Annotated in this window: 1 protein-coding gene; it reads left to right on the forward strand. The window is 71.8% G+C overall.

The window, feature by feature from the left end:
* Positions 1-5,329 (forward strand): DUF6531 domain-containing protein (locus NON22_RS19870; protein WP_257388713.1); only part of this gene is annotated, 5,329 nt, incomplete at both ends.

Genomic DNA, 5,329 nt, shown 5'->3' on the forward strand with positions numbered 1-5,329 from the left:
CCGATCTCCGTCGGCGCGGCCGTGACGGCCGAGCTCGACGCCTTGCTCGCGGCCGACGCCGCCGCCGACGCACCGCCCGTCTACGGCGCGAATCCGCTGCCGCTGCATCGCCCGCGCCTGCCGGCGCGCGATCCCGCGATGACGCCGGCCATCGTGCCGAGCTATGCGAACGCCGACGCGGAAGTCGAGCCGCAACCGGCCGACTCGGCGGAATCGGCCGACGCGCCGCTGTCGCCGGCCATCCTCGATCAGGCCCGCCGGCTCGGCAACGACTACGCGCGCATCGCCGATTTCGTGCGCAGCAACGTGCGCACGCGCTGGTATGCCGGCGCGCAGCAGGGCGCCGAAGCGACCCTGGCGAGCATGGCCGGCAACGACGTCGACCAGGCCAGCCTGCTGGTTGCGTTGCTGCGCGCGAGCCGCGCGCCCGCGCGCTACGTGCACGGCGTCGTCGAGGTCGATCTCGCCGCGCTCGCGGCGAGCCTGGGCGTGCGCAGCGACAAGGTCGGCCTCGCGCTGACCGCGGCCGGCGTCGCGAACAAGCCGGTCGTGCGCGGCGGCCGCATCGCCGCGTACGCGATCGAGCACACCTACGTCGCGGCATACCTGCCGATGGCCAACTACCGCGGCAGCAGCGCGGATCTCAGCGGCCGCAGCTGGATCGCGCTTGCGCCGGCCCTGAAGCCGTCGGCGTTCACGCCGGCGACGGGCGCGCTCGCGCGGACCGGCCTCGTCGCCGAGGACTTCATCGGCGAACACCTGCGCGAGCCGCGCAGCGACGCACCGCTGCAGCGCCTGCGCGAGGAACTCACGCGTCGCCTCGCCGCGCTGATACCGCCGCAGAGCTACGCCGACCAGCTCGCGCAGCACGGCCTCGCCGCCGCGCCGCTCGAACTGCTGCCGGCGAGCCTGCCGGTGCCGGTGCTCGCGGTCACCGGCGAATCCGCCGAACTGCCCGACGCCTTGCGCCAGCATCTGCAGCTGACCGTGCGCAGCGGCGAGACGGACGACGCGCCGGTCGCGCTCGAGGTGCGCATCGCCGTTTCCGCGCTGGCCGGACGCCGCGTGACCCTGGCCTATCAGCCCGCGACCGCCGAAGACGCCGCCGTCGTCGATGCGCACGGCGGCATGGGCCGGACGCCGCCCTATCTCTATCGCGTGCGGCCGGTGCTGTTCGTCGCCGGCCAGCCCGAACGCATCGGCACCGGCGCGATCGACGCCGGCGCGGCGCACCGCATCGAGATCCGTTTCGACGGTCCCGGCGGCGCGACCGGCTTCGCGCAGAACCTGACCGCCGGCGGCTACGCGGCGCTGGCGCTGGACGCCCCGCCGCTGAACCAGGCCGCCGAACTCGATGCGGCCACACCCGGCGACAACGAACGCCGAGGCGCGCGGCTGCTCGCCCAGCTCGGCGCGCGCTATCTCGCGAACTGGAACGGCGACGACGAGGAACTGGCCGCACTGGTCGGCGTCGGCGTCGTGCGGCCGTTCCCGGCCGCCGCACTCGTCGTGAACCAGTACCGCGTCGACCGCGTCGGCGGCCTGGCCACCGCGCTGCACTGGCGCGGCGTCGCGCTGGATGCGGCGCTGCGCCCGGCCGAAGCGTTCGCGGCGATCGACGCGCCGACGGCGGAAATCGACTGGACCGCGCTGTCGGCGCTGCAGGGCTCGGCGCTGGAACATCGCGTGTTCGAGCAGCAGTGGAGCGTACCCAGCCTGTCGGCCGACAAGGGACTCGCGCTCGCGCGCGCCGCGAACGTTCCGCTGCTGAGCCTCAACGCGGCGAGCGGCAGCAGCGGCGTGCATCAGGCGCCCGCCGTGATCGCGGCGATCGACGCCTGGCTCGCGCGCGGCTACGTCGTCGACGTGCCGGCCGAACCCATAACCCTGGAGGCTTGGAGCGGCGCGGTCTGGCGCGTGCGTTCGCTGTCCAGCGGCGAGAGCGGCTATTTCATCGCCGGCCAGCTCGCCGGCGGATCGACCGCGCAGCCCCCGGAGCTGTGGTATCTGCAGGATCTCGTCGAGCTGCTCGGCGATCCGACGGCGCTGCCGCCGAACGAGGATCCGCTGTCCGCGGCGATACTGACGATCGACGAATCCACGCAGCACCAGCGCGGCATCGCCGGCCAGCGTCCGGAACGGCCGCTGCGCGTCTACGTGCTCGATGCCGCCGGACGTCCCGTGCGCGGCGCGTCAGTCACGTTCCGGATGACGACCAGCGGCAGCCGCCTCGTCGATGCGCTCGGCAACGAGAGCGCGAGCATCACCGTGACGAGCGCGGCGAACGGCAGCGCCGAAGCCGTCGTGCAGCTCGCCGAACAGCAAGGCAAAGACGGTCACTACGTGCTGCTCGATCCCGACGACACGGCGCCGCAGTGGGTCGGCCATGCGACGGTCGAGGTCGAGGTCGCGACGGCGAACGGCGGCACCTTGCACTCGGGCGAGGCGCTGGTCGCCGACATACTGCCTGCGGCAGCCGAGACGCTGGTGCTGGAGCGCGCGAACACGGGCTGGGTGGAATTCGCCATCGGCTACAACAGCTACCTCGTTCAGATCACCGACGCGTTCGACAATCCGGTCGCCAACGCGCCCATCGACATCAGTGTCAGCAACGACACGAGCGCGGCCCAGTGCCTGAACACGCCGGCATTCGGCGCCGTCATCGGCGCAGGCCTGTTCACGCGCATCGGCGACGAGGGTTGCCCGGCCGACGAACTTCGACTTACCGGCCACGCCTGCACCACGCCGGGGCCGTTGCAGATGCCGTCGCTCAGCGACGGCCGCGCCCTGTTCTACGTCGCGGCCCCCAGCCATCCGAACATGGCCTACACCGTGCACGTCAGCGCGGCGGGCACCAGCGCAGCCCATGAGGACCGATCGTCTCCGACGCAAGCCTGCGGCAGCTTGGGCGGCATCTATACCGCCTCCTCGGTCGCCCGCAACGGCGCCGGCCAGACGTCCCGGGCGGCCAGGCTCGGCGAGATCATCGCCTCGCCTCACCAGTTCCGGGCGCTGTACTGCTTCATCGGAAACGGCAACGTCCAGCCAGGCCCGCTCTGGCAACCGCTGACCGGCGGCCAGGTGCAGGTGAACCCGAACGCGCCGCTGCAGGGCGGCACCCTGGACTCCTGGCGCGAGGTCTCGCCGGGCAACTACGAGTTTCATCTGCGCGCCGGCGCGACGCCGAGCGACATCCGCGGACGACTGCTGCTGCGAGGCCCGATGCCCGAGAGCATCGCCGAGACCCCCGAGTACGAACTCAGCATCCCCGGGATCTACGACGAGACGACCGACGACCACAGTTACGGCTGGGCCATCGCCCTGCGGCCGCCGGGCCTGACGCCCGACCGCATCCCGCTGACCCCGTTCAGCGCGACCGACGACGACTTCGTGCTGCGCTCGGAATTCGATCCGCCGCAGTGGCAACCCGGTGTCAATCAGCTGCTGCTGAGCGGCGACGACGAATTGATCGGCGGTTGCGCGCTCGTCGATCGCGAGTACGGCGCGGAATGCCGCATGCGCCGCGGCCTGCGCATCGACCCCGAGAAGCACTACACCGCCAGAACCGTGCTCGAGAACGGCTACGTGCGGCTGGAGTCCGACCCCGTCGACGTGCACTTCCAGCAAGGCCTCATCGCCGGCTACGGCATCATCCCGGCCGTTGCGCCGACGCCGGTGCGGCCGGCCGCGGCCGCGCCCAAGGACGAGGCCGACCTGCTCGGCCTGCTGCGCGGCAACTTCCCCAAGAGCCTGGCCGTGCGCCAGGACGTGGACGTGGCAACCGGCTACGTCTGCGACGCACCGGCGCGGCTCGGCTACGTGCTCAGCCAGCCGGCTAGTGTGCAGATCCGCTTCTTCCTGCTCGACCGCGACGGCAACCGCACCGACCGGGAAATCTGGCCGCGTCCGGCGCAGGATCTGCCGGCCGGTCTGCACGAGCTGGAGGTTCCCGCCGGCGAGCTGCCGATCGGCAGCTACGTCTACCGCATCGAAGCCGTCGCCAACGGCGAGATCGACGCGCGCGAAGGCGTCATTTCCAGCCGGCGCGAACGCCACGATGCGCTGCCGCTCGCGCACGACTTCGTCAAGGGCGTGGACCTGTATTCCGGCGGCCTCGCGCTGAGCCAGAACGACATAGCCGTGGGCGGCCGCGGACCGGGTCTGCGGCTCGCGCGCACCTACGCCAGCCATGCGGGCGACCGTCCCGGCTTCTTCGGCCGCGGCTGGAGCGCGGATCTGGACATGCAGGTCGTCGGCAACGCCTGCGGCAGCCGGGTGGTGCTCGGCGGTGCGGGCCAAGGCCAGCGCTTCGTGTCCGACGGCATCGAGCCCGACGGCGCGGAGCGCTATCGGCCGCTGTACGGCTATCACGGCAGCCTGCTGCGCCGGGGCAACGAGTACGACTTCATCGCCAAGGACGGCACGCGCTACCACTTCGCCGAGCCCGATCCGGAAGGCCCGCGCCTGAGCTACGTCGAGGACACCAACGGCAACCGCATCATCTACACCTGGGAACACAACGACGGACCGGCGCACGTGACGCGGCTGCAGGACAGTGCCGGACGCGGCATCGTGCTCGACTACCGCACCGTCGTCGTCAGCCGCACGGTCGGCGGCATCGACCTGCGCGACAGCCATACCGTGATCGCCAGGGCCCTCGGCCCCGGCGGACTGCAGCTCGACTACGGGTACGATGACGTCGGCAATCTCGTCAGCGTGCAGCGCCGCGACGCATCCACCGCCGGTACGCAGCATGCGCGCTACACCTATGCCGACTACGACGGTCTGTTCTACACCCAGCCCGACGGCGAGATGGCCTATACCCGCTTCGGCTGGCGCCTGACCGCCGTCCGCGACGAGCTCGACGGCAGCACGCGCCGTTACGCCTACAGTGCCGACGGCCAGACGCCGGTCCCGTTCTGGACCGGCGTGCAGCTCAGCGACCGCGCGCTGTACTTCCCGGAGCTGCGCGTGCAGACCGTCACCGAGCCCGACCAGGCCGTGACGCGCCTTGCCTACGACACCGGCGTCGGCGGTGCCGTGCGCGGCCTGCTCGCCGAACCCGTCAGCGTCGTCACGGATGCGCGCGAGCACCCGACCGAAACCCGCATGAACCGCTACGGGGCCAGCGTGCGCGTCACCGATGCGGCCGGCACCACCGAGACGAGCTGGGATGCCGTGCATCTGCAGCCGGCCACGCGCACCGACGCCCTGGGCGGCATCACGACCTTCACCTACGACACGCACGGCAACCGCACGAGCGCCACGCTCGTGACGCCCTACGGCACGCGCCGCGAGCAGTGGAGCTATCTGCCGCCGTCGGACTTCG

The sequence above is a fragment of the Tahibacter caeni genome, assembly GCF_024609805.1.
Taxonomy (GTDB): domain Bacteria; phylum Pseudomonadota; class Gammaproteobacteria; order Xanthomonadales; family Rhodanobacteraceae; genus Tahibacter; species Tahibacter caeni.